At 67.4% G+C, this 24,838-nt stretch carries 15 protein-coding genes and 1 pseudogene; 4 read left to right on the top strand and 12 right to left on the bottom strand.

Annotation, left to right across the window (positions count from 1 at the left end; genetic code table 11):
* Positions 1 to 6 precede the first annotated feature (6 nt).
* From ilvD to AB8808_RS19605, 6 genes and pseudogenes are all read right to left on the bottom strand, one after another.
* Positions 7 to 1,740 carry a dihydroxy-acid dehydratase gene (gene ilvD, locus AB8808_RS19630; protein WP_369931294.1) on the bottom strand — a complete coding sequence of 578 codons (1,734 nt, stop codon included), beginning with the start codon at positions 1,738 to 1,740 and terminating at the stop codon, positions 7 to 9.
* A 26-nt stretch (positions 1,741 to 1,766) separates the two neighbouring features.
* Positions 1,767 to 2,831 carry a 3-isopropylmalate dehydrogenase gene (leuB, locus tag AB8808_RS19625; protein ID WP_369931193.1) on the bottom strand — a complete coding sequence of 355 codons (1,065 nt, stop codon included), beginning with the start codon at positions 2,829 to 2,831 and terminating at the stop codon, positions 1,767 to 1,769.
* Positions 2,828 to 3,424 carry a 3-isopropylmalate dehydratase small subunit gene (gene leuD, locus AB8808_RS19620; protein WP_369931192.1) on the bottom strand — a complete coding sequence of 199 codons (597 nt, stop codon included), beginning with the start codon at positions 3,422 to 3,424 and terminating at the stop codon, positions 2,828 to 2,830. Before leuD ends, leuB begins: the two co-directional genes overlap by 4 nt.
* Positions 3,421 to 4,836, bottom strand: a complete 1,416-nt coding sequence (gene leuC, locus AB8808_RS19615; protein WP_369931191.1) for a 3-isopropylmalate dehydratase large subunit — start codon at positions 4,834 to 4,836, stop codon at positions 3,421 to 3,423. Before leuC ends, leuD begins: the two co-directional genes overlap by 4 nt.
* The gene (locus AB8808_RS19610; protein ID WP_369931190.1) at positions 4,833 to 5,780 is read right to left on the bottom strand and encodes a branched-chain amino acid transaminase; all 948 of its coding nucleotides are present in this window, start codon (positions 5,778 to 5,780) and stop codon (positions 4,833 to 4,835) included. Before AB8808_RS19610 ends, leuC begins: the two co-directional genes overlap by 4 nt.
* A gap of 69 nt (positions 5,781 to 5,849) precedes the next feature.
* Positions 5,850 to 7,025 (bottom strand): annotated as a pseudogene (locus tag AB8808_RS19605) (2-isopropylmalate synthase); the annotation flags it as partial.
* Between the two features lie 522 nt (positions 7,026 to 7,547).
* On the opposite strand from AB8808_RS19605, the gene AB8808_RS19600 reads away from it, so the two are divergent.
* Entirely contained in the window at positions 7,548 to 8,420 is an 873-nt protein-coding gene (locus AB8808_RS19600) for a hypothetical protein (protein WP_369931189.1), read from the top strand.
* A 318-nt stretch (positions 8,421 to 8,738) separates the two neighbouring features.
* Here the strand turns inward: AB8808_RS19600 and thrC are convergent, their stop codons facing one another.
* From thrC to AB8808_RS19575, 5 genes are all read right to left on the bottom strand, one after another.
* A complete protein-coding gene (gene thrC / locus AB8808_RS19595) occupies positions 8,739 to 10,025 on the bottom strand; it encodes a threonine synthase (protein WP_369931188.1) in 1,287 nt (428 codons plus the stop codon).
* Between the two features lie 2 nt (positions 10,026 to 10,027).
* On the bottom strand, positions 10,028 to 10,978 hold the full coding sequence (locus AB8808_RS19590; RefSeq protein WP_369931187.1) for a homoserine kinase: 951 nt from the start codon (positions 10,976 to 10,978) through the stop codon (positions 10,028 to 10,030).
* Positions 10,972 to 12,120: a homoserine dehydrogenase family protein gene (locus AB8808_RS19585; protein WP_369931186.1), complete on the bottom strand. Its 1,149-nt coding sequence runs from the start codon at positions 12,118 to 12,120 to the stop codon at positions 10,972 to 10,974. Before AB8808_RS19585 ends, AB8808_RS19590 begins: the two co-directional genes overlap by 7 nt.
* A gap of 342 nt (positions 12,121 to 12,462) precedes the next feature.
* Positions 12,463 to 14,460 (bottom strand): bifunctional 2',3'-cyclic-nucleotide 2'-phosphodiesterase/3'-nucleotidase, encoded by a 1,998-nt coding sequence (locus AB8808_RS19580; RefSeq protein WP_369931185.1) that lies wholly within the window; start codon positions 14,458 to 14,460, stop codon positions 12,463 to 12,465.
* 58 nt (positions 14,461 to 14,518) lie between these two features.
* Positions 14,519 to 16,444, bottom strand: coding sequence for an alkaline phosphatase family protein (locus tag AB8808_RS19575; RefSeq protein WP_369931184.1), 1,926 nt, complete (start codon positions 16,442 to 16,444; stop codon positions 14,519 to 14,521).
* Between the two features lie 177 nt (positions 16,445 to 16,621).
* Between AB8808_RS19575 and AB8808_RS19570 the strand changes: the two genes are divergently transcribed.
* The 3 genes from AB8808_RS19570 to AB8808_RS19560 all read left to right on the top strand — a co-directional run bounded on the left by AB8808_RS19570 (position 16,622) and on the right by AB8808_RS19560 (position 21,608).
* Positions 16,622 to 18,913, top strand: coding sequence for a TonB-dependent receptor (locus AB8808_RS19570; RefSeq protein WP_369931183.1), 2,292 nt, complete (start codon positions 16,622 to 16,624; stop codon positions 18,911 to 18,913).
* Positions 18,913 to 20,028 (top strand): glycerophosphodiester phosphodiesterase, encoded by a 1,116-nt coding sequence (locus tag AB8808_RS19565; protein WP_369931181.1) that lies wholly within the window; start codon positions 18,913 to 18,915, stop codon positions 20,026 to 20,028. Before AB8808_RS19570 ends, AB8808_RS19565 begins: the two co-directional genes overlap by 1 nt.
* Positions 20,029 to 20,102: 74 nt before the next feature.
* A complete protein-coding gene (locus tag AB8808_RS19560) occupies positions 20,103 to 21,608 on the top strand; it encodes an amino acid permease (RefSeq protein WP_369931180.1) in 1,506 nt (501 codons plus the stop codon).
* Positions 21,609 to 21,700: 92 nt separating this feature from the next.
* Here the strand turns inward: AB8808_RS19560 and AB8808_RS19555 are convergent, their stop codons facing one another.
* A complete protein-coding gene (locus AB8808_RS19555) occupies positions 21,701 to 24,742 on the bottom strand; it encodes a TonB-dependent receptor (protein WP_369931179.1) in 3,042 nt (1,013 codons plus the stop codon).
* Positions 24,743 to 24,838: the final 96 nt, after the last annotated feature.

Below are 24,838 nucleotides of genomic sequence, written 5' to 3'. Positions count from 1 at the left end.
GGTGGATCAGTTGCCGATCAGTTCCTGCGTGCAGTCCGCTTCGGCGAATTCGCGGCGCGTGGATTCGGCGGCGGTGGCGGGCGCATCGTCGAAGGCCTGCGTCACGGCGCCCTCGGCGGCGGAGCCGACCAGTCGCGCGTATTTGGCGAGCACCCCGCGCGCCACCTTCGGCGGTCCCGGTCGCCACGCGGCGCGGCGGGAGGCCAGGTCCGCGTCCGTACGCAGTTCGCGGCTGGCGGCATCGATGAAGATGGCGTCGCCCTCGCGGATCAGGCCGATGGGGCCGCCGCGTGCGGCTTCGGGCGCGATGTGACCGACCATGAAACCGTGGGTGGCGCCGCTGAAACGGCCGTCGGTGATCAGCGCCACGTCGTTGCCCAGACCGCGACCGATCAGCGCGGCGGTGACCGCCAGCATCTCGCGCATGCCCGGTCCGCCGGCCGGGCCTTCGTTGCGGATGACCAGGACATCGCCGGCACGGATACGGCCGCCCTTGACCGCGGCGAAGGCGTCTTCCTCGCTTTCGAACACGCGCGCCGGCCCGGCATGGCTGGTGCGGCCGTGGCCGGCCAGCTTGAGGATGCAGCCCTCCGGCGACAGGTTGCCGTAGAGGATGCTGTAGCCGCCGCGCGGCTTGAACGGCGCGTCGACGGGGCGCACTACCTGCTGTCCTTCCGTCGCCGCAGGTGCGGCATCCAGTTCGGCGAACAGGCTGCGTCCGGTGACAGTGGGCGTATCGACCAGCATGCCGCCCTTGCGCAACTCGCGGGCGACGATGGTGGTGCCGCCGGCTGCGGTCAGTTCCACGGCGCTGAACCGGCCGCCGGGCATGAGGTCGGCGATCACCGGGGTGTGCACCGATGCCGGCTCGAAGTCCTCGATGGACAGCGGCACGCGCGCTTCGTTGGCCATGGCCAGCAGGTGCAGCACGGCATTGGTGGAGCCCGCCGTGCCGGCGACCATGCGTGCGGCGTTGTCGAAGGCGGCGCGGGTCATGATGTCGCGCGGCTTGCGGTCGGCTTCCAGGCAGGCCATGGCCAATTCGCCGCAACGGAAAGCGGCGTCGCGCTTGGCCGGGTGTGTCGCCGGAATGTCGTTCAGTCCCACCGGGGACAGCCCGAGCGTGGTCAGCACCATCGCCATCGTGTTGGCGGTGTACTGGCCACCGCACGCACCGGCACCGGGGCAGGCGTGGCGTTCCACCTCATCCAGTTCCGCGTCGTCGATCTTGCCCGCGCCGTGCGCGCCCACCGCCTCGAACACCTGCTGCACGGTGATCGGGCAGCCGTTGTGCGTGCCGTGGTCGATGCTGCCGCCGTACAGCGCCACGCCGGGTATGTTCAGCCGTGCCAGGGCCATGGCCGCGGCGGGGATCGTCTTGTCGCAGCCGCACAGCACCACCATGGCATCCAGGCAATGGCCGTCCACTGCAAGCTCGATGGAGTCGGTGATGATCTCGCGGCTGACCAGCGACGAGCGCATGCCGCTCGTGCCCATGGCGATGCCGTCGGTGACCGCGATGGTGTTGAACTCCACCGGCGTGCCGCCAGCGGCGCGTACGCCGTCCGCGGCCGCCTCGGCCAGGTCGCGCAGGTTGAGGTTGCACGGGGAGACGTTGGACCAGCTGTGCACGATGGCCACCATCGGCCGTGCGATGGCCTCGTCGTCCAGGCCGGTGGCGCGCAGCATGGCGCGTGCCGGGGCCCGGTCCGGACCGGTCTTGATCGCGTCGCTGCGCAGCGTGCGGATGGGGATCTTCTTGGTGTTCACAGGGCCTCCGCTTCGGTATGACAGGCTTCCAGGACAGCGCGGGTCACGTCATGCGTGCTTGCGCTGCCGCCCAGGTCGCGGGTGAGGTTGGCGTGTTCGAGCACGTGGTCCACCGCGGCTTCCACCACGGCGGCCTCGGCGGCCAGGCCGAGCGAGTGACGCAACAGCATCGCGGTGGAGAGGATGGTGCCCAGGGGATTGGCCAGCGACTGCCCGGCGATGTCGGGCGCGGAACCGTGGATCGGCTCATAGACGCCGGCGCCCGGGCCACCCAGCGACGCCGACGGCGACAGGCCCAGCGAGCCGGCCAGCACCGAGGCTTCGTCGGTCAGGATGTCGCCGAACATGTTCTCGGTCACGATCACGTCGTAGTCGGCGGGTCGGGTCAGCAGGTGCATGGCCATCGAATCCACCAGCTGGTGTTCCAGCGCCACGTCGGGATACTCGGCGGCCACACGGGTGGTCACCGAACGCCACAGGCGCGAGGTTTCCAGCACGTTGGCCTTGTCCACCGAGGTGACCTTGCGCCGCCGCGTGCGGGCCAGCTCGAACGCATGGCGCACCACGCGCTCGATCTCCACCACGCTGTAGCGGCATTCGTCCGTGGCGTCCGTCTCGCTGCGCGTCTTCGCACCGAAATAGATGCCGCCGGTGAGTTCGCGGATGAACACCAGGTCTACGCCCTTGGTGCGCTCGGGTTTCAGCGGCGACAGCGCGGCGGTGCGCGGATGCAGTTTCAGCGGACGCACGTTGGCGAACACACCCAGCAGCTTGCGCATGGCCAGCAGGCCCTGTTCCGGGCGCACGGCCGCGTTCGGGTCCGACCACTTCGGGCCGCCCACGGCGCCCAGCAGGATGGCGTCGGCGGCGAGCAGTGCCTCGCGCGTGGCGGGCGGCAGCGGATCGCCGAAGCGATCGATCGCATCGCCGCCGATGGCATGCTCGGTAAAGGTGAATGCATGGCCGAAACGATCGGCGATGGCGGTCAGCACGGCCACGCCGGCGGCGGCCACTTCCGGGCCGATGCCGTCGCCCGGCAATACGACGATGGACGCCTTCATGCCGCTTTCTCCCGGTGGGTTTCGAAGGTGGCGATATCCGCCTCGTGCTGCAGCAGGAAGCCCATCTGGTCAACGCCGTTGAGCAGGCAGTGACGCGAGAAGGCATCCAGGTCGAAACGGGTGATGTCGCCGTCGGGCAGCGCGATGGTGCCCTCGGCGATATCGATCCGCAGTTCGACGCCGGGGTTGTCCAGCAGCCAGCGGTGCTCGGCGGTGCCGACGACGATGGCCAGCAGGCCGTTCTTCAGCGAGTTGCCACGGAAGATGTCCGCGATCTCGCTGGAGATCACCGCCTGGATGCCGTAGTCCAGCAGTGCCCAGGGGGCGTGCTCACGCGACGAGCCGCAGCCGAAATTGTGGCCGGCGACCAGGATGGCGCAGCCGCGTGCTTCCGGCTGGTTCAGGGGGAACGCCGGGTCGTCGCTGCCGTCGGCGGCGTAACGCCAGTCCTGGAAGCAGTGCTTGCCCAGGCCGGTGCGTTCGGTGGTGGTGAGGAAGCGCGCCGGAATGATCCGGTCCGTATCGATGTTTTCGTTGCGCAACACCGCCGTGCGCGAATGCACGTAAGCGAGCGGTCGGCTGGTCTGGCTCATGCGGCAACTTCCTGGGTCATGTAATCGCGGGGATCGGCCACATGGCCGGCGATGGCGGAGGCGGCCGCGACCAGGGGGCTGGCGAGGACAGTGCGGGCGCCCTTGCCCTGGCGTCCCTCGAAGTTACGGTTGCTGGTGGCGACGACGAGCTGGCCCGGCTGGGCGAGGTCGCCGTTCATGGCGATGCACATCGAGCAGCCAGATTCGCGCCACTCGGCGCCGGCGGCACGGAACACCTCGTCCAGGCCCTCGCGCTCGGCATCCCGACGTACCTGCTCGGAACCGGGCACCACCAGCATGCGCACGCCTTCCGCGACCTTGCGACCGCGCAGCAGTCCCGCTGCCGCGCGCAGGTCGGACAGGCGACCGTTGGTGCAGCTGCCCACGAACACCACGTCGACCTTCTCGCCCCACATCGGCTTGCCGGCGGTGACCTGCATGTAGTCGAGCGCGCGCTGTTCCATCGCATCCGCGGCGGCGGGAACATTGCCGTGGATCGGCACCACCATGCCCGGGTGCGTACCGTAAGTGACCGACGGCTGGATCGCCGAGGCGTCGATACGCACTTCGCGATCGTAGGTGGCGCCTTCGTCGGTGGGCAGGTCACGCCATGCGGCGACGGCGCGGTCCCAGGCGTCGCCCTTCGGCACGCGCTCGCGGCCCTTCAGCCAGGCGAACGTGGTCTCGTCAGGGGCGATCAGGCCGGCGCGGGCGCCTGCCTCGATCGACATGTTGCACACCGTCATGCGCTCTTCCATCGACAGGGCGCGGATCGCCTCGCCGGTGTACTCCAGCACGTAGCCGGTGCCGCCGCCGATGCCGATCGTGCCGATCACGTGCAGGATCAGGTCCTTCGCGGTGACGCCGCGCTGCAGGGCGCCGTCCACACGGATGGCGAACGACTTCGGCTTGCGCTGCAGCAGGCACTGGGTGGCCAGCACATGGCCCACCTCGGTGGTACCGATGCCGAAGGCCAGCGCGCCGAAGGCACCGTGCGTGGCGGTGTGGCTGTCGCCGCAGACGATGGTCATGCCCGGCTGGGTCGCTCCCACCTCTGGCCCAGCTACGTGGACGATACCGCGCTGGGGACTGTCCCAACCCATCAGGTCGATACCGAACTCGCGTACGTTGGACTCCAGCTTGACGACCTGCGCTTCGGCTTCCTTGGTGTAGTAAGGACGTTTGCCATCGGCATCGGCCGGCAGCGTCGGCGTGGAATGATCCAGCGTGGCCAGCGTGCGATCCGGGCGGCGTACCTTCAGGCCGCGGGAGCGCAGTTCGTCGAAGGCCTGTGGCGAGGTCACCTCGTGCACCAGGTGCAGGTCGATGTAGAGCACGCCGGGTGTGCTGGCCGTCTCGGCCTTTACCTGATGGCTGTCCCACAATTTGTCGAACAGGGTGCGGGCGCTCATGCGGCGACCCTCCCGTGCTCGGCTTCGGCCACGGCTGACAACCAACCCCAGCGATCGTCGGTGCGGCCGTCGAACAGGCCGAAGAAATCGGCCTGCAACTGGCGGGTGACCGGACCGGGATGGCCGCTGCCGACCGGTTTGCGATCGACGGATCGCACGGCGGTGATTTCCGCGGCGGTGCCGGTCATGAACACTTCGTCGGCGAAGTACAGCATCTCGCGTGGCAGCGGCTGCTCGACCACGTCGAATCCGCGCTCGCGGGCCAGCGTCAGGACGGAATCGCGCGTGATCCCGCACAGGATGGAGGACGCAGCCGGCGGGGTATAGATCGTGCCCTTGCGCACGATGAACAGGTTTTCCCCGGCGCCTTCGCTCAGCAAGCCGTCCGTGCCCAGGGCGATGCCTTCGGCGAAGCCGCCGTTGATGGCCTCGCGCGCGATCAGCTGGCTGTTGAGGTAATTGCCACCGGCCTTGGCGCCGCTGGGGTAGGTGTTCGGCGCCGCGCGGTTCCACGAGGAAACGCAGACATCCACCCCTTTTTCCAGGGCATCGGTGCCATGGTAGGCGCCCCATGGCAGCGCGATGATCGAGACGTCCACCTTGGTATCCAGCGACGGTGCCAGGCTGAAGGTGAATCCGCTACGGAACACGATGGGGCGCACATAGGCCGATTCCAGCCCGTTGGCGGTAATCACCTCGCGACAGGCCTGATTGATGGTGGCGGCGTCATAAGGAATGATCAGGTCGTACACGCGTGCCGAGTGGAACAGGCGCTCGGTGTGTTCTTCCAGACGGAAGTAGCGTGGACCCTCTGGCGTGGCATACACACGGATACCTTCGAACACGGAGGAGCCGTAATGCAGTGCGTGGGCACCGACGTGCACCGTGGCGTCCTGCCAGGATGCGATACGGCCGTTGTGCCAGAGATGTTTCGGGGCTTCCATGGTTCCTCCTCAGGACTCGACCGCGACGCACGCGGCCTGGGTGGGGGTGGGGTTGGGGGGAGTGGTCATCAGGGTGGTCAGGTCGTCGTTGGTGACGGAGCGCTGGCGATCCGCCAGCACCTTGAACCGGTCGAAGACGGCATCGAGCGTCGCTTCGTCCAGGTCGTAATCCAGTTCTTCCAGGCGCTGGCGCAGCGCATGGCGGCCGGAATGCTTGCCCAGCACCAGCGAGGTCTTCGCGCCCACATCCTGCGGCCGCATGATTTCGTAGGTGCCGCGATGCCGGATCATGCCGTGCTGGTGGATGCCGGACTCATGCGCGAAGGCGTTGTCGCCGACGATGGCCTTGTTGCGCGGCACGGTCTGCCCGGTGACTTCTGCCAACAGGCGCGAGGTGGGATAGAAATGGCGGGTGACGATGCCCGTGTCGACCTGGAACAGCGGCCGGCGCGTGTGCAACGCCATGACGATCTCTTCCATGGCCGCATTGCCCGCACGCTCGCCGATGCCGTTGATGGTGCATTCCACCTGCCGGGCACCCGCGGCGACGGCGGCCAGCGAGTTGGCGACGGCCAGGCCGAGGTCGTCGTGGCAGTGCGTCGAGAACACCACTCTGTCTGCGTTTCTCACGTTCTGGCGCAGGTAGGTGAACATGCGCGTGATCTCGTCCGGCGTAACATAGCCCACGGTGTCCGGTGCGTTGAGGATGGTGGCACCTGCCTCGGCAGCCACCGAAAAGATCTCGGCCAGGTACTCCGGCTCGGTGCGCAGGGCGTCTTCGGCGGAAAACTCCACCTCGTGGGCGAGTGCCTTTGCCCTATGGATCGCCGCGGCGGCGATATCGATCACTTCCTGCTTGCTCTTGCCCAGCTTGTATTCGCGGTGCAACGGGCTGGTCGACAGGAACAGGTGGATGCGGGCATGGTTCGCGCCTTCCAGCGCGCGGCCCGCGCTGTCGATGTCACCTGCCTGGCACCGCGCCAGCGCGGCCACCGTGGGTGCCTTCAAGGCGCGGGCGATCTCGGCCACAGCGGCAAAATCGTCGGGCGAGGCCTGGGGGAAGCCGGCCTCGATGATGTCCACGCCAAGCTCTTCCAGGGCATGCGCCATGCGCAGTTTCGCGCGCCGATCCATCGAGAAGCCGGGGGCTTGCTCGCCGTCGCGCAAGGTGGTGTCGAAGATACGCACGCGGTCGCCTACGTCGCTCTCGATGGTGTCGTTGCTGCCCTGGGTTGCTGGATTCATGTCTGGCTCCGCTCGTGGAAGAGGCGGGTCGGGGGCAATAAAAAACCCCGCATCCGTTGCCGGGTGCGGGGTTCTTCAGGAGTCTTCAGGTTTTGCTTATTTCACCTGGACACTTGCCCTCAGCCCGCACCTCCGCAGGTAATAAGTACAAGGCTAAGGAGAAGGAGGCCGCCACCGAGACGCAGCTTGCCGTCTACCGCCGGGAGGCGGGACAGGTCAAAGCGGCCATGGGTGGTGCGCTGCGTCATGCGATCGAACGTATGCCAGTTCGGATCGTCGTGTCAACACTTTCGGATGAAACATTCTTGCGCGGATGTTTGGACGGCTAGACGCCCGTGGCTGTGGTCCGTTGCGTCCAGGCCCGTGGGAATGCGGCCTGCGACGAAGTGGTATGCCCTCGAAAATGAGAAAAACGGACAACTTTTCGGAGTGTGACGGGCATCGCACGGGCCGCATTGACCGTGCGGATTTCCGCCTACCAGAATGGCCACGTTCCTACGATGTCTCCCAAAGGATGATTCCATGACCAAGCAACGGACGGTCGGAGCGCGCAGCATGGCGCGGCTCACGGCATGCACCTTCCTCGCCATGTCTCCGCTGGCCCAGGCGGACGACGCACCGCCACCTTTCGCCGAGTACCGCGCCGCCGGACAGTATTATCGCGATCCAGCCGAGGCCTCGATGCGCGCCATGTGGCAGGACTGCGACAACAACGGCTACCTGCAATGCCAGTTGCTGGTGGTTCGTACCACCGACTCGGGCTACGACTACATCTACCAGTACCTGCACGATCGCCCCGGGGGTGACGCCGAGTGGATGCGCTTCGAAGACGGCGGCCCCGGCGTGTATTCCTGCCCGGTGGGCTTTTCCCTCTATCAGATCGCTTTCGGCATGCCGCTGGGGCCCTATGCCAACCGCAGTATCGATCTGGGCGGCCCGTTTCCGGTGTATTGCCAGGCGGACGGGCATCCGTCCGCGCGCGCGCCCCGGATGGCCATCGTCGATACCTTCGACAAGGGCGAACTGACCGTCCGCGAGGTGACCGAGGGCGAGCGGACGGTGCGCTGGACGGTCACCCCGGACACCGATGGCCGGCGTGTACAGGCGATGTCCACCTTCGGTACGTCCAGTTTCCTGGTCAGCGACGACCGGGTCGTCGTCGTCGACGATGCGGTGACGCTGGTCTACGCCGCGGACGGCACGCTCGAGGCGGCGCGTGGTGCGGATGGCACCTCGATCGACCGCCAGGGTCGCTACGACCCCGAGGGGCGGCTGGATTCGCTTCTTCGTCGCGCGATCCTTACCCTGCCGGCGTCGTCGTCCACCGGCGCCCTGGGCGCCGTGAACCGCGCCAGCGAAGCGATCAGGGCGCTGCTGGACAACCCCGCGCCCTGACACGTACGGGTGGGCGGATATCGACGGTGCGGATCCGTACGGGTGACGGATCCGCACAATAAGGGCGTAGGAGCGCACGCCCGTGCGCGAACCCTCACCGTAGCAAAGGCGATCGATGCCCTCCCCCACAGCCATGCGAGCGTTTCCGTGCGCCCGAAAAGCGAATACCGGATGCACGGAAGCGCTCGCCCGTTCGAGCGGGTGGCTTCATTCGCCTCGGTTTAAGGCTGAGGGTTCGCGCACGGGCGTGCGCTCCTACCCACCCCACCCCCCCGGCAGCGGGTATTCGCGGTGCCCGGGTTGCGGGTGTGCCCTGCGTTAGCCATGCGCCCACTGGCGTAGCCAGTCGGCGAACAGGCGGCTGTCGGCGGCCAGCGGTTCGGCGTGGGCTTCGCGCGCGAGCATCGCGTCCAGTGCTTCGGGCACGGCGACGAGACGACCGATCAGGGGTTCGACCACGCTCTCGAATTTGGTGGGGTGCGCCGTGGCCGCCAGGGTCCACGCGCGACGATCGCCCGCCAGGCGCAGGCGCTCGAACACGCGCATGGCGGTGGCCGTGTGCGGGCAGAACACCTCGCCGTCGTTGGCGGCATGCCGGCGGATCACGTCGCGGATCTGGGCATCGTCGACGCCCTCGGCATGGCCGTGGACCCGCGCCGCGTCTTCGCTACCGAACAGGTGGACCAGGCGCTCGAAGTTGCTCGGCGCGCCCACGTCCATGGCATTGGCGATGGTGGGTACCGCATCGCGAGGGTGATACGGCTGGCCGCCGAAGAAGGCCGGCAGGGTGTCGTTGGCATTGCAGGCGAAAACCACCTCGCCCAGGGGCAGCCCGATCTGCCGAGCCCACAACGCGGCCACGGCGTTGCCGAGGTTGCCGGTGGGCACGATGGTGTTCATCGGTTCGTCCGCATGGATGGCCGCATGGCCGAAGTACGCCATCTGCGGCAGCAGGCGGCCCAGGCTGATGCTGTTGGCGGAGGACATCGGCACGTCCGCCTGCAGGGCGGGATCGCCCAGCGCGGCTTTCACCAGTCGCTGGCAATCGTCGAAACTGCCCTCGACGCGCAGCGCGCGCACGTTGCCGCCGAAGCTGCCCAGCTGGTGGGCCTGGCGCGGCGAGACACGGTTGTCCGGATAGAGGATGGCGACGCGCACGCCCGGCAGGTTGTGGAATGCCGCGCCCACGGCCGCGCCGGTATCGCCCGAGGTGGCGACCAGGATGGTCAGCGGGCGGTCGCCTTCGCGACGCAGGCGGCTGAGGCAGGCGGCGAGAAACCGCGCGCCGAAATCCTTGAAGGCGGCCGTCGGCCCGTGGAACAGCTCCAGCACGTGCGCGCCGTCGATCGGCAAGGCCCGGCGTGGCGCCGGAGACGCGAAGGCATCGGCGCAAATGGCCGGTAGCGCCGCTTCCAGCGGATCGCCCGCGAAAAAGGGCCGCAGCATCCACGACGCGGTATCGGCCAGCGTGCCATCGCGCGGTGGCGGCGACACCGAGGGCATGGCGTCCGGGACATACAGACCGCCGTCGGGTGCGATGCCTGCAGCGATCGCATCGCTCAGGCGAACGGGCGCGGCACCGTCGCGCGTGCTGACGTAGCGCATGGTCACAACACCCTCGCCGCGGGGCCATCCACCGGTGCCACCAGCACGTCGCTGTCGTGGCCGGTGGCGGCGAACGCCGCGCGCATGGACTGTGCCGCGGCCTGTGCGGAGGCGCGATCCTCGAACCAGCCGAACACGCTGGGTCCCGCGCCGGAGATGCTGGCCCCGAGGGCGCCGTGGTCCAGGGCGGCCTGCTTGACCTGCGCAAAGCCGGGGATCAGCGGAGCGCGGCGCGGCTCGACCAGCACATCGGACAGGCCTTCACGAACGAGGGCGGCATCGCCGCGATAGCAGCCTGCCAGCACCAGGGCCAGATGGGCGCTCTGCGCGACGAATTCGCCCAGGGCGTAGTGCCCGGCCAGTGCGGCGCGCGCCCGGCGCGTTTCCAGCACCACATGCGGATGCACCAGCGCGCAGTGCCATGCCGCCGGCACGGGAATGCGCACCAGGCGTGTGTGGGTGGACAGCACCAGACCGCCCAACAGCATCGGCCCCAGGTTGTCGCCGTGTCGGCTGCCGCTGGCCACCACCTCGCCGTCCAGCGCGAACGGATAGAGCGCCTCGTGGGGCAGCGGCTCGTCCAGCAGGGCGTTCGCGGCCACCAGCGCGGCGACACACGACGCGGCCGAGCCGCCCATGCCCGAGCCGAGTGCGATGCCCTTGTGCAGCGTGAGCTCGAAACCGAAGGGCAGGCACAGGGCATGCATCATCGACAGCAGCGCGGCGCCGGCGGTGTTGTCCGCGGCGGCCAACGGCAGGTCGGTGACCACGCCATGGATGGCGGCGATGCGCACCTCACGCTCGGCGATGCGGCGCACCTCGGCGCGATCGCCCGCGCCGGCCACGCTGTGGCCCAGGATATCGAAGCCGATGCCGACATTGCCGACACTGGCATAGGCCTCCGCCACCGCGACATCCGCGCGGGCCAGAGGCGAGGAATCTTCGTTCAGCATGCGCACCGTTTTACTCCCATGGCGCCGGCCACGCGCAGCAGGTCCGTGAACACCGCGGCGGCCGTGACTTCGGGGCCGGCACCCGGCCCCTGGACGACCAGCGCATTGTCGCAGTAACGGCGCGTGGCGAAACGCAGCACGTTGTCGGTCAGTTTCGAATGGGCGAAGGCGTGGTCCGCCTCGACCACCTGCACGCCGACGGTGGCGCGACCGCCGTCCAGCCGGGCGACATGGCGCAGCACACCGCCTGCCGACCGGGCATCGGCCAGCAGCGTGGCCATCGGGGCATCCATCAGCGCGAGCTGGTCCATGAAGGCCTCGCGGGAGGCCTCGGCCAGCTCCGCGGGAATCAGGCTGCGCACGGCCACATCCTCCAGCGACAGCGCCAGGCCGGCCTCGCGGGCGAGGATGACCACCTTGCGTGCCACGTCCATGCCGGACAGGTCGTCGCGCGGATCGGGCTCCGTATAGCCCATGGCGTGCGCCTCGCGCACCAGCGCCGAGAACGGCACGGAGCCGTCGAACCGGTTGAACAGCCAGGCCAGGGTGCCGGATAGCATGCCCTCGACGGCGGTCAGCTCGTCGCCCGTGTCGATCATGTCGCGTAGCGTCTGCACCACCGGCAGGCCGGCGCCCACCGTGCCCTCGTAATACAGGTGGGCGCCACTGGCCTCGGCCGCGGCGCCGATCCGTCGCCAGCGTTCCAGCGGGCCACTGGCCGCGCGCTTGTTGGGCGTGACCACATGGATGCCGGCGCCCAGCCAGCCGGCGTAGTGATCCGCTACCCGGTCGCTGGCACTACAGTCCGCCAGGATGGCCACATGGCTGCCGTCGCCGGCGACATAGGCCGCGAATTCGTCCAGTTCCACCGGGCGCCAGGTCTGGGCGCCGTGCTGCCGCGCGTTGAGGGCGTCATCGTCGCAGTCCAGCCACATGTGGCGGCTGTCGCTGACGCCGCGCAGGCTGAGTTCCAGGTTGAAGTCGCGACGCAGGCGCGGTGCGGCGGCGCGTAGCTGGTTCAGCAGTGCGCTGCCGACCTTGCCGGGTCCGACGACGCCCACATGCACGACGAGGGGCTGGACGGCGGCGCGTACGGGCGCGGCACGTAAGGGCGAGCGGGGTAAAGCGACAGCGATGGACACGATCGAAGCCTCCGGTAAGAGGCCCTTGGTCACATCAGGAGGGAGGGTGTCGGCTGGAAGTTCCGGCGCCGGTCCCGTCCTGCGGGAGGTCGGGGCCGGCAGCGACAAGAACTAGGCGCGCGCGAACTCCGATCCTCCGACCATGGTAATGGTCGTCGTCGTTGTAGTCGCGGTGGTAGTCACGGACGCACGCGTGCCGGCCGTGGAGGCCGTAAGGAAACGCAGCGCGGGCGCGAGGGAAGACATGAGCCCGACGTTATGCCCGCGTGATAGCGGCTGTCAAGCGGTTTGAATCGGGTTTCCACCCGCCATCGTGGCGGGTGGAAACCGGGGCACGCACCTTCAGCGCTTCGACAGATCCAGCGCGTACACCGCCGTGCCGTCGCCGTTGTCGTGCACCTGCGTGATCGCCAGGCCCTGGGCTGTCGCCACGTCCTGCTTGCCGGATGCGGCGGTAAAGGTCACCGGGCCCTTCGTCTTGACGCGCACGAAGTGCCACGAGCGCGGGTCGACTTCCTTGCCGGTGATCATCTTCTTCGCCTGGATCCAGCGGATCACCACCTCGCGGTTGCCGTCGGGTGCGTTCAGTACCACGGACTCGCCATTCATGCCCGGGAACTCGCCGCCACCGTTGGCGCGATAGCTGTTGGTCACCACGATGAAGGACTGGTCGGCGCGGATCGGCTTGCCCTTGTAACGCAGGTCGCCGATGCGTTGCCCTTCCGGCTGGGTGACGTCGATGGTGTAGGTGATGCCACCCTGCATCTGGTCGAAGTTGTACGGCACCAGCTTGCCCGTGAGCGTCTGCTCCTCCTCCTTCGTCGGATCGATGCGGTTGAAACGCGTGGCCGATTTTTCGAGCCACGCCTTCACCGCCGCACCGTCGATCTTCACCGCCGCCAGCGTGTTCGGATAGAAGTACAGATCGGCCGCGTTGCGGATCGTCATGGGGCCCTTCGGCACGTCCGTGTAGTCGTCGGGGCCGCCGAAGCCGGTACGGAAGGCGGAGGCCGCCGAGATCACAGGTATGTCCTTCAGTTCCGGATGCGCGCGGGCGATCTCGTCGCGTGCGTAGTCGGCCTGGGCGGCGTTGACCACCGCCAGTGCGCTCATGTTGCCTTCGTCGGCGAAGTAGCTGGTCAGGTCGTGGTCGGTGGCGCCGATCGGCGTGTTGACGTAAGCCACCGCGGCCTCGTGGGCCGGCATCACGATGGGTGCGATGGTGGGATCGACGGGCACGCACTCGTTCTTCTTCGGGCAGATCGGCCGGACCTGGCTGTGGCTCTTGTCCTTCTGCACCACCCAGCGGCCGTTCTCGCGTGTCAGCGTCATGTTGATGACGCCCAGGTCCTTGCCGAAGAAGCCGCCCATGACGGCGGGCACACCGCGCACGATGCCGCGCTTCGCGTCCACGTCCTTCATGCCCATGTAACGCGGCCCCGGGAATTCGGTATGCGAATGGCCGAGCAGCAATGCGTCGATGCCGGGAACGCCGGCGAGGTACCAGCCGCCGTTCTCCATCTGCGGCGTGTACGGCGCGGTGTTGAGGCCGCCATGCAGGATGGCGACGACCAGGTCGGGCTTCTGCGCCAGCACCTCCGGCATGTAGCGCTGCGCGGCTTCCACCACGCCGTCGACGGTGACCTTGCCCTGCAGGTTGCGCTTGTCCCAGTCGAGGATGGGCGGCGGGGTGAAACCGATGATGCCGATGCGCAACGTGGTTGGCACGGTCTTGCCGTCGGCGGTTTTCACCTCGACCGTCTTGCTCACGATCGTCCACGGCTTGAAGATCGGCTGCTTGTCGCGAGCGCTGTAGACGTTGGACAGCACCAGCGGAAACTTCGGACCGGCGCACGCCGCGGGCTTCACCCCGTCCACGTTCATCGGCGTGTTGGTCACCTGCGCGAGGAAGGGCAGGCCGTAGTTGAATTCGTGGTTGCCAGCGGTGCCGCCGTCGTAGCCGATCGCGTCCATGGCCGCGTAGATGCCCAGTTCCGTGTCGCAGCCCACCGGCTTGACCATCGCCTGGTAGTCGGCCAGCACCGAACCCTGGATGGTATCGCCGCTGTCGAACAACACGGTGTTGGGAAACTCCTTGCGTGCCTGCCGGATCAACGTGGCCAGGCGCTCGTAGCCGAAGCTGGGGTCGTTTTTCTGCTTGTAGTAGTCGTACGAAAGGATGTTCGAATGGATATCGGTGGTTTCGAGGATCGCCAGATCCAGCGTCGAACCGTTCGCGACGCTGCCGGAACGGGGCGTGACGGTATCGGCTTTCTGCGCCGTGGTGCAGCCGGCGAGCAGGGCGGCCGAGAGCGTGGCCAGTGCGAGGGACTTGAGCATCGGAAAGGTCCGTGTGGAATCGGGAGTGCGGTCGGCACGCTAGCAGAAACGCGGGCGGTCAGGGCAGGTGCTCGGCCCTGGCCTGGTCGAAATACGTGTAGACCTTGCCGTTATCGTCCAGCTGCTTGGTCTTCAGCACGAAGCGATAGGCCGAGCGCTGCATCGCGCTGCCGTCCACGCGGCGCACGTCCAGCCCGTGCGCGGTGTCGGTGGTGACATCCACCGGGCGGACACTCAGCCGGCCGGCCTCATGCCCTTCGAGTGCCTCGCGCAGGACGCGCCCGTCCGGACTGCCCAGTTTCACGCCCAGCACGGCGGCCAGCGTGGGTGCGAGGTCGACGTTGCCGCTGGGCAGTTCGCTGCGCAGGCCCTTGTGGAAATCCGGCCCGCTGGCCAGCAGCAGGTTGTGCACGTCGATGGGGCTGAAGCTGCCGTGCATGCCGCGCTCGTTGGACATGCTGGTGTATTCGGTGCCCTTGAAGCCCTGCACCGTCGCTTCCGGATCGAAGTCGTAGCTGACCACGATGTCGGGCGAGCGGGTGTTTTCCAGGTGCACGGTAGCCAGCGGCAGCGTGCCGGGAATCTTCCCGTAGCGCGCGTCGACGAAGATGGCACCGAACATCTCGTGGCCCTGCAGGAAGCGCACGGCGTCCACGATGCGGTTGCGATCGTGCGAGGGCAGGTAGAGGTATTCGCTGCCGCCGTTGGGTGCGAGGACGAACGCCTTCCCCGCGCCGTCGGCGGGCAGCTTGTACGACGGCGTGGTGTACGGGCCCGGCTTGCCGCAGACGCGACCGTCGTCGTCGAAGCGGGTGGGTCGCAGCTGCGTGCCGTCGGCCTTCACACCGGCCATCACCGGCGCATAGATGCAGCCCATGCCGTCGAAGGCGGGCAGCCCGGCACGAGTCATTTCGTCAGCCAGGCGAATCGCGCCCGCGCTGGAGAAACCCCATTCCGGATCGATGCGTCCGACCCGCCCATCGGCGATCTGCCGCAGCGGGAAAAGATCCGCCGGGCCGGCGACGTTGCTGTGGGCGTGATCGGAGACGATCACCAGGTCGGTGTCGGCCGCCATGCCGAGGGTTTGCAGCCGATCCTGCAGCTGCCCCAGCAGCTCGTCCTGCGCTCGCAGCGCCAGGTGGAAGTTCGGTGAGCCGACGCCGTAGGCATGCTGCGTGGCATCCGGGTTGCGTAGCCACACGAAGCTCACGTCGGGCTTCTCGACCGGCAGCACGTAGTCAAGGAAGGCCTTCATCAGGAACGCGTTGGAGGGCGTCGGCGGCGCACCGGCACCATCGGACGCATCCGAGGTGAAGCCGTCCTTCAGCGTTACCAACGGCAGCTGCGCGGTGGGCGTGCCGTTGTCCGGCTCCAGGTGGAAGTGGTCGGGATCGTACGCATGCACCGTGTTGGCCGGCAACGCGAACCCGGCGCGCTGCAGCTTCTGCGCGAAGGCCAGCGGCAGTGCCACGTTCTCGTCGAGGATCAGGCCGCCCTCGTGGATGTCCTGGAGGAAGGCCGGGCCCGATTTGCCGACCACGGCCGTTTTCAGCCCGGCCTTGCGCGCCCGTTCCAGCAGGGTCGGTGCCTGCAGCAGGTCGTGATGCCAGTGGTCGTCCAGGTCGCGCAGGATCGCGTAGTCCTCGGTGAAGACCGGCGCCGCGAAGTCCACCGGCACCCCCTTGGCATCGGCGCCGCTGGCGCCGGACGCCCAGAAGCGGTTGCCGAAGAAGCCGATGGTGCCGGGGAACGAGCCGGTCGCGAAGCTGGACGCGTTGACCATGGTGAAGGTCGGGTACGTGGAGTGGTTGTCCGCGAAGAACGTGCCTTGCCTCGCCAGTGCCGCAAGGTGCGGCGTGTCGTCCTCGCTGATGGCATCCGGCCGCATGCCGTCCCAGACGAACACGATGACGCGATGCGCCGCGTGGGCCTGCATGGCCAGCACGGCCAGGGGAAGGGCGACGAGTCGGGCGAGTGGATGCATGGATCGGTTCCGCGTGAGGGTAAAACGGGCCATGGTGAGGCGTGCGTGTTGCAATATCGGTACCGCGCCGCGGCGTGACGATCGTCACCGTGCGCGGCACCGTCTTGGTTTCGTAAGAAAATGTACACAGTGCGCGGTCACGCTTGGCGGCTTCCTCCGTTCGACGAGCCACCATCGATGAAGCCCTGCCGCAGCGCCCTGTTCCTCGCCCTTGCTTCCGCCTTTGCCATGCAGGCCCATGCGGACGACACGCCGCCGCCGAAAACCCAGGACCTGGACGCGGTATCCGTGATCGGCCAGGGCGAGACGCGTCAGGTGCAGCGCATCGTGCCCGACGACCAGAAAGTGCTGCCGCCCGGCACCAGCCCGCAGAAGATCCTCAATCGCCTCCCCGGTGTGTCCGTGCAGTCCAACGACGCGTTCGGTGCCAACGAGGAGTCGCAGACGATCACCCTGCGCGGTTTCAACGCCACGCGCCTGGGCTACACGCTGGACGGCCTGCCCTTGGGCGACAACGCCTACGGCAACTACAACGGCCTGAACATCGCGCGCGCCCTGATCGCCGAGAACATGGCCACGGTGGAATTGTCCGAGGGCATCGGCGCGCTGGGCACCGCGTCCACTAGCAACCTGGGCGGCGCCATCCAGTATTTCTCGGCCGACCCGTCGAAGACCTTTGGCGGCAAGGTGGCGCAGACCTTCGGCAGCGACCATAACCGCCGCACGTATGTCCGCCTGGATTCCGGTGACTACAAGGGTTTCTCCATGTACCTGTCCGGCGCGAGGGCCGATGCGGACATGTGGGCGCAGCCCGGTTCGAAGACGGACACCAAGCAGTTCAACGGCAAGGCCGTGTACGAGTTCGGCGACGGCAATCGCATCACCGGCTTCGCCGATACCTCGCGCACCTCGCAGGCCGATTACGCCTACCTGTCCAAGAGCGGGTTGCAGCGTGGCCTGGGCTGGGACTGGAACCTGTACGCGCCGGACTGGAACCGCGCGCTGGCCGCGGCGTACTGCGCACCGGTCTACACCAAAGGCGGCGTGAAGGATCCGCGCTGCGGTTTTTCCGGTGGCGTGGACAACATCGACGATGCCTACTACCAGAGCCGCGCCCTGCGCCGTGACGACCTGTACTACCTGGCCGGCGATTTCGCCGTGGCCGACGGTGCCACGCTGCACACGCAGGTGTATCACCACGAGAATGCCGGCCAGGGCCACTGGTGGTCGCCGGGCCAGCGCTCCAACCCCGGCACGGCCGAGGAACTGCCGATCTCCATCCGCAGCACCAACTACACGATCAACCGCAACGGCGCCATTGCGTCGCTGGCGTGGGACCTGGGTGGCCACCATGTCGAAGGCGGCGTGTGGTACGAGAAGAACGACCACCATGTCGAGCGCAATTTCTATTACATCGACGGGCCGGTCAGCGACAACTATTACCTGTCGGGCCCGGATCGCCGCCTGTTCTCCCAGGACTATACGATCACCACCCGGCAGGCCTACCTGCAGGACAGCTTCAAGGCCATGGACGATCGGCTCACCGTCGACTTCGGCGTCAAGAGCCCGCACACCACGATGAAGGCGGTGGAAGGCCCGGGCGTGGAAAGTCCCTATGCCAATGGCACCCTGAAGGCGGACAAGGCGCTGCTGCCGCAGGCGGGCCTGGCCTTCCAGCTGGCGCCGGGCCAGGAGCTGTTCCTGTCGTACGCGAAGAACATCGCCGCGTTCCAGGGCGGCGGTGCCGGTGGTCCGCTGGCGGTGGGGCAGGCCGCGTTCGACGGCTCGAAGTCCGACCTCAAGCCCGAGCAGTCGCGCTCGATCGACGGCGGCTTCCGCAGTGTCGGCCAGGCGTACGAGGCGTCCGTGGCGCTGTACGACGTGAAGTTCGACAACCGCCTGCTGTCGCTCAACCCGTGCTCGAGCATCGAGCAGGGCACGCGGCCGGGCTGCAACACCGCGTTCGTCAACGTGGGTTCGGTGTCCAGCCGCGGCGCGGAGTTCACGTTCATCTGGAAGCCGATCCGCGGTTTCGAGTGGTACAACTCGGCCTCGTTCAACACCTCGAAATACGACGACAACTACGTAGCCAACGGCGTGGTCGTGCCGGTGAAGGACAAGACCACGGTGGATACGCCCAAGCGCATGTTCGCCAGCGAAGTCAGCTACACCTATGGCCCGTGGTCGGCCAGCCTGCGTGGCAAGTACACCGGCAAGCGCTACTACACGTATACCAACGACCAGAGCGTGGCCGGCGCCACGGCGTTCGACTTCGGCGCGGCCTATGCGTTCGGCGCGATGGGCAGCCTGAAGGCGCTGACCCTGGCGCTCAACGTCACCAACCTCACCGACCATCGCTACGCCAGCAACCTTTCCGCGTTCGGGGCGACCGACGCGCAGGGCCGCTCGCTCGCCTTCCACGCCAGTGCACCGCGGCAGACCTTCGTCACCCTCTCGGCGGATTTCTGATGAAGGCGCTTGTTCTATCCTCGTGCGCCCTGGTCCTGTTGCTTGGAGCGCTGCCGATGTCCACGCCCGCCGCCCCGGTCCCTGCCGTCGCCCCGGCCGCGCCGATCGCCGCCAGGGTGCTCGTCATCGGCCATCGTGGAGCCAGCGCGCTGCGCCCCGAGCACACGCTGGCCTCCTATGCCGTGGCCATCGCGGATGGCGCCGACTTCGTCGAGCCCGACCTGGTCTCCACGAAGGACGGTGTGCTGGTGGTCCGGCACGAGAACGAGATCGGCGGCACCACCGACGTGGCGTCCCATCCGGAGTTCGCGGCGCGCCGCACCACCAAGGTGGTGGACGGCGAGACGATCACCGGCTGGTTCACGGAGGACTTCACCCTTGCCGAGCTGAAGACGCTGCGGGCACGCGAACGCCTGGCGGAGATCCGCAAGGCGAATACGGCCTACGACGGCCAGTTCACCGTGCCCACCTTCGAGGAGATGATCGAGTTCGTCGCTGCCGAAGCCTCGGCCCGGCACCGCGTGATCGGCCTGATTCCCGAGATCAAGCACGCCACCTATTTCCACGGCATCGGCCTGCCGATGGAGGACAAGCTGCTGGCGATGCTGGCCGCCCATGCCTATACACGCACGGCGCCCGTGGAAATCCAGTCGTTCGAGGTGGGCAACCTCCGCTACCTGCGCGGCAAGCTGGGCAAGCGCCATCCGAACATCCGCCTCCTCCAACTCATGGACGCGCCGGACAAGCACCCGGCCGACGATGCCTCGCTGACCTACGGCGCCATGATGACGCCGGCGGGGCTGAAGACGGTGGCCGGGTACGCGGATGCCATCGGGCCGTCCACGCGCAGCATCATTCCGCTGACGAAGGACGGCCGACTGGCGCCGGTGGCGCCGCTGGTGCACGACGCCCACGCGGCCGGACTGGAAGTGCACCCGTACACCTTCCGGCCGGAAAACCACTTCCTGGCGGCCGATTTCCGCGACGCTGGCGCCGACGCGGCGCGCAACGAGGCTGGCTCGGTGGCGGAAATCCGCGCCTACCTGGCCACCGGCATCGATGCGTTCTTCACCGACGATCCGGCGCTGGGGCGCAAGGCAGTGGACGCTCACTGAGGCCGTTTGCCTGACAGACATCGGTGGATTGCCCCGCTATGATCCCGGCTCAGCCAGTCATAAGGGATTATCCGATGTCATTAGCCAGGTTCCTCCGGCACAAGTCCGTTGAGCAATTGCAGGCCGAAGTGGGCCAGCGCAAGGACTTCAGGCGCGTGCTGGGGTTGTGGCAGCTCACCGCCATCGGTATCGGCGGCATCATCGGCGTGGGCATTTTCGTACTGGCCGGCCAGCAGGCGGCGCTCAACGCGGGCCCGGCCGTGGCCCTGAGCTTCATCATCGCGGGCTTCGGCAGCGCGTGCGCGGCGCTGTGCTACGCGGAGTTCGCCGGCCTGATACCGGTCACCGGCAGCGCCTATACCTATGGCTACGCCGTGCTCGGCGAGGGCGCGGCCTGGATCATCGGCTGGGACCTGCTGCTGGAATACGCCCTGGTGGTGGCGGTGGTCGCCATCGGCTGGTCCGGCTACGTGCAGGTGTTGCTGGCCTCGGCCGGCGTGCACCTGCCGGAGTGGGCGCAGAAGAGCATGAGCGCCGACACCATGGCCTACTACTGGCAGCAGGCCAAGCTGGGCATGGGCCTGTCCGTCAGCCAGCCCCTGCCGGGTCCGACGGACGGGCATCGCTTCAACCTCATCGCCGCCGGCATCTCGTTGTTCGTCGCCGTCCTGCTCTCGGTCAAGACCGAGTGGGGTGCGCGCCTGAACACGTTCATCGTCGGCATCAAGGTGATCGGCGTGGCGCTGGTCATCGGCGTGGGTGCGTTCTTCATCAACACGGCGAACTGGCAGCCGTTCATCCCCGAGCGCATCGTCGATGCCAAGGGCATCGGCCACTTCGGCTGGCAGGGCGTGCTCACCGGTGCCAGCGTGGTGTTCTTCGCCGTGTTCGGCTACGACACCCTGACCACCGCGGCCGAGGAAGCGCGCGACCCGCAGCGCGACCTGCCGCGCGCGGTGTTGTTGTCGCTCGCCGTGGCCATGGTGCTGTATATCGCGGTATCGCTGGTGCTCACCGGCATCGTGCCCTACGGCACGCTCGACGGCGAGGCCTCGGTGTCGGACGCGTTCAACGCCATCGGCCTGCCCTGGCTCAGCAACGTCATCGCCGTGGCGGCCGTCATCGGCGTGATCAGCGTGCTGTTCGCCTTCATGCTCGGTGCCGCGCGCATCTGGTTCGCGCTGGCACGCGATGGCCTGCTGCCGGCCTGGTTCGCCCGCGTGCACCCGCGCTACGGCACGCCGGCCCGCCCGACCATGATCCTGGGCATCTTCACCGCCGTGGTCGCCGGCTTGCTGCCCATCGGCGAGGTGGCCGAGCTGGTCAACATCGGCACGCTCAGCGCCTTCATCCTGATCTGCGCATCGGTGCTGGTGCTGCGCGTGCGCAAGCCGGATCTGGAGCGCAAGTTCCGTACGCCGGCGGTGTGGTTCGTCGCGCCGCTGGGCATCCTGTTCTCGCTCGCGCTGATCTGGGGCCTGCCGGCTATCACGTTCGAGCGCTTCGCGATCTGGATGGCGCTGGGCCTGATCGTCTACTTCACCTATGGCATGAAGCACAGCAAGCTCAATCGCGACTGAGCCTCTGGGGCATCCTTTCCCCGTCAGGAGTGAGGCGCATCGACACCATCGTTACGCTGGTCGAGCGCCCTCCTGACGGAGTCGGGGTAGCGTCAATAGTCGTAATTGACGCTGAGCCGCACATACCGCGGCTGCTGCACCGAGGTCGGCGTGCCGTACAGCGGATTGCCCAGGTTCGGGCTCTGCTCCGAGTTGGGGAAGATGCCGATCGTGTGCTGCTCGTTCAGCGCGTTGAACACGTTGGCGTTGAACGCCAGCTTCGCATCGGCGAAGGCCGGCCGGTAAGTCACGCCCAGGTCCACCTGGCGCACCCACGGCAGGCGCCCGTGGCTTCCCGGAGGCGACGGCAGCCCGTTGCAGAAGTGGTAGCTGTTGCCGTAGCCGGCCGGGTCGGTACGATCCGGGCCGAAGTAGCCCAGGCAGGGTTTTGGCGCGCCGGAGATCATGCTCAGGTTGCCGCTGACCAGCCACTCGGGACTGAACTGGTAATACCCGAACAGCTTCAGCTGGTGCTTGTGGTCGTTGTTCTGCACGCCGTTGGTGTTGACCATGATGTACGCGTTGTCCCAGTCCTGGGTGGTCGACACCGCGGTCTGCCCGGTGCCGCGCGATTCCCGGTAGAGATCGGAACGCAGCTGGCCCTCGGTGTTGCCGTAGCTGCGTGAGAACGTATAGCTGAGCTTGCCGTACCAGCCATCGGCGAACGGATGCTCCAGGAAGGTTTCCAGTGCGTAATAGCGCCGCTTGAGGCGATCGAAACCGAACTCCGCGTTGGAGAGCGGCACCTGCACGTAGTTGCCGCCGGTGTCCACCAGGTTGAACGTGTTGGCCTTGCCGGGGTTGAACAACCAGCAGCTGACCGGGTTGCTCTGGTCGGTCACGTCGTAGCCCAGCGAGGTGGCCTTGGCCAATACCACGTCGATGTCGCAGTAGTCGTCGATCGCGTTGCGCAGGATACGCTGCGTGGCCTTGGCGCCGTAGACCCAGTTCGTGCCCAGCGTCTTGGTGAAGCCGAGGATGAATTCGTCCTGGTATTCCGATTTCAGTCCCTGCGTGCTCACCGTTTTCGGATCGGGCAACTGGCCGAAGGTGTTGTTGGCCGATACGGGGGGCGAAAGCGCGGTGAGGCCGGTCGGTGTGCCGTCCGCGGCGATGCCGCCGTAGGTGAAGTACTGCGATGTGCCCAGCGCTCCGCCGGCCGCATTCAACGCCGGGTTCAGCGGCAGGCCGAGGTAGTAGCGCCCCGCGTTCGCGTAGACCTTGAACGTCGCGTCGCCGAATACATCCCAGCTGGCACCCAGGCGCGGCGCCCATTGCGGCTTGTGCTGGGTGATGAAGGCATCGCCGTTGGCGTTGAAATTCTGGAACTGGTCGTTACGGATACCCGCGGACAGCAGCCACTGGTCGTTGACCTGCCATTTGTCCTCGATGTATTGCGCGCGCTGCGTGGAGCGCACGGTGGCCAGGCTGCTGCTGATGTTCCGGATCACGTAGTAGCCGCCGGCGCCATTGGGAAAGCCGGCGGTGGCAGGCACGCCCAGGCCGGTGGAGATGGGGGTGTTCGGATCGGCCACACCGTATTCCCAGGAGTAGCCGGGCCCGGAGGTGACGCTGCCCTGGTCGATCGCCGTGCCGGTCTGGTTGTCGATGCCGGCGGTGATCGTGTGGTCGCCGATCTTGTAGGTGATGTCGAAACGCGTATTGGTGGTGCGACCGCCGCGGCCGGAGGGTGTCAGGCTGGCCACGGTCTGGCTGTTGCCGCGTGCGGCGCCGCCGTTGAGGGCGGGATTCTGGTTCACCTGGTTGTTGACGTACGTCAGGGTCGGATCGTAGCCGCCCGGTGCGTCGTAGGCCGTGGTGTGCTGCTTGCCGTACAGGGCGCTGATGGTCAGGTTGTCGGTGATGTAGCCGGTGTACTTGGCCGACCAGAGGTCGCCGCCGGTCTTGATGTCGTCATCCTGGCCGATGCGCGCCTGACGGGTGCGGCTCACGTAGTCGTAGTTGTAGATGCTGCCCGATGTCTCGTATTTGTCGGAGGCGCCGGTCAGCTCGATGATGTTGGAGTCGGTGATGTTCCAGTCCACCTTGCCGTACCAGCGCGGCGAGTTGTACGTGTAATCCACATAAGGTTTGGTGCTGGTGTAGCCGCTTACCGGATTGACCGTGTTGCCTTGCTGTCGCTGGTACTCACCGGCGATGAAGATGAACAGCTTGTCCTTGATCAGCGGGCCGCCGGCATACGCGCTGACCGTGGTGCTGTCGGTGCCGTTCTGCCCGTCCGGCGCGTAGAGGTTGCCGGCACGCGGCGACGACGGCAGGCCGTTCTCGTAGTAACGGTTGCGCTGGTTGGCCCGCGCGAATGCCGGCTCCCACAGCACCTGCGTGCCGAAGTGCCATTCGTTGGTACCGCGCTTGCCCACGACGTTGATGACGCCGCCGTCGGAGCGGCCGTATTGCGCGCTGTAACCGCCGGTATAGACCTCCTGCTGGTCGATCGCGCCGTAAGGTAGCGACAGGCCGCCGAAGCCGAGCAAGGCGTCCGTGGTGGAGAATCCGTTGACGTAGTAGGCATTCTCGCTGGCCGCCGAGCCGCCGAAGCTCACCAGCGATTTACCGGTGGGCCCCTTGAAGCTGCCGCCGTTGCTCACCACGCCGGGGGCCAGCAGCGCGATGGCTTCGGCGTTGCGGCCCAGGGGCAAGCGGGCCAGTTGTTCGGAGGTGACCACGGTTCGCGAGTCGATGGTGGAGACGTCGATCTTCGGCAGCGCCGATGCGGAAACGGACACGCCACTCATGTCCTGCGCGGCCGTTGCCGCCGCCGCGAACGACACTTCGGTGCCGGCGCCCACCTTCAGCACGACGTTTCGACGGGTATCCACGGCCTGCCCATTGGCCTTCAGGGTCACCGTATAGATGCCCAGGGGCAGCTGCCCGGCGGCATAACGACCGCGATCGTCTACCGGTACCTCGCGGCTGAGGCCGGTGTCGCTGGTGATCGCCACGGTCTGACCGGGTGCGGCCGGCGCCTGGCCGAAGACGCCGCCGGTGGTCGACTGGGCAAACGCTGCGGGACACACGGCGAGGGCGAGGGCGAGCGCAAGGGCGGTACGGATCAACGGCGTATTGCTGGGCATGTTGGAGCGTCTCCTCGGCCGTGGTTCGAGCCACAGGCATGCACGGGCTTCGCGAAGGCGAAACCGGGATTCGGTGATGAAGGCAAAACCCCTGGA

Origin of the sequence: Xanthomonas sp. NCPPB 2632 (genome assembly GCF_041228075.2) — a bacterium.
Lineage (GTDB): Bacteria > Pseudomonadota > Gammaproteobacteria > Xanthomonadales > Rhodanobacteraceae > Luteibacter.
This window is presented reverse-complemented; position numbering and strand designations above follow the sequence as displayed.